Below are 1,051 nucleotides of genomic sequence, written 5' to 3'. Positions count from 1 at the left end.
GCTCTGTCGCGAATCTCAAATGGCGACCAGCCCTCGAACGCCTTCGGATTCCATATTTTTACCGTCACCGCTTTGAATAATGCTGCCTCGCGACATGAGTAAGTATTTGTCGGCCAGTTGCTGCGCAAAATCATAGAACTGCTCCACCAGCAAAATGGCCATGTCACCCCGGTGCGCCAGTTGAGAAATCACCTGCCCAATTTCTTTAATCACTGACGGCTGGATCCCCTCCGTGGGCTCATCGAGGATCAACAACTGCGGGCGACTGGCCAGCGCTCGTCCAATCGCCAGTTGCTGCTGTTGCCCGCCGGACAAATCTCCGCCCCGCCGATGTTTCATCTCCTGTAGCACCGGAAAGAGCGCATAGATATCATCCGGCACACGTCTGGCCTCCTGTGCTGAAAAACGGGAAAGGCCGAGCAGCAGGTTCTCTTCTACCGTCAGACGCGGAAAAATATCGCGCCCCTGTGGTACATACGCCACCCCGGCCCTGACCCGCTGATGCGGCTTCCAGTGAGTGACATTTTTCTCCTGCCAGAACACACTCCCACTGCGGGCAGGAATAAGCCCCATCAGGCACTTCAGAAGCGTCGTTTTCCCCACGCCGTTACGCCCCAGCAGACATGTCACCTCGCCGATACGCGCCTCAAAGTTCACACTTCGCAGAATATGGCTGCCACCATAATATTGATTCAGTTCTTTCACCTGCAGCATCTGTGCTCCTTAACGCCCGAGATAAACTTCAATAACCTGCTCGTTGGCCTGCACTTCGCGCAGACTTCCCTGAGCCAGAACGCGTCCCTGGTGTAAGACCGTGACGCGATCGGCAATGGTTTCGACAAATCCCATATCGTGCTCAACAACCATCAGCGAATGCTTCCCGGCAAGCTTACGAAACAGCTCCGCAGTGTATTCCGTCTCCGCATCCGTCATGCCCGCCGCGGGTTCATCCAGCAGCAGTAAATGCGGCTCCTGTACCAACAGCATGCCAATTTCGAGAAACTGTTTTTGCCCGTGAGAAAGCAGCCCGGCGCGGCGGGCCCGCTCGTTG

Annotated in this window: 2 protein-coding genes; both read right to left on the bottom strand. The window is 55.9% G+C overall.

All coding sequences use genetic code 11. The annotated features are described in order from the left end of the window. Positions 1-15: 15 nt before the first annotated feature. Positions 16-714 carry an urea ABC transporter ATP-binding subunit UrtE gene (urtE, locus tag FDW87_RS11125; protein WP_046276386.1) on the bottom strand — a complete coding sequence of 233 codons (699 nt, stop codon included), beginning with the start codon at positions 712-714 and terminating at the stop codon, positions 16-18. Positions 715-723: 9 nt separating this feature from the next. Next, positions 724-1,051 (bottom strand): ATP-binding cassette domain-containing protein (locus FDW87_RS22330; RefSeq protein ID WP_252363115.1); only part of this gene is annotated, 328 nt, incomplete at its 5' end.

Origin of the sequence: Citrobacter sp. wls826 (assembly GCF_005281245.1) — a bacterium.
GTDB lineage: Bacteria > Pseudomonadota > Gammaproteobacteria > Enterobacterales > Enterobacteriaceae > Citrobacter > Citrobacter braakii.
Note: the sequence above shows the minus strand (reverse complement) of the source record. Positions and strands in the feature narration are given on the sequence as shown.

What these genes read in the sequence shown, in the direction of transcription:
- urtE (WP_046276386.1), bottom strand. Translation starts at nt 714, where the DNA reads ATGCTGCAGGTGAAAGAACTGAATCAATATTATGGTGGCAGCCATATT.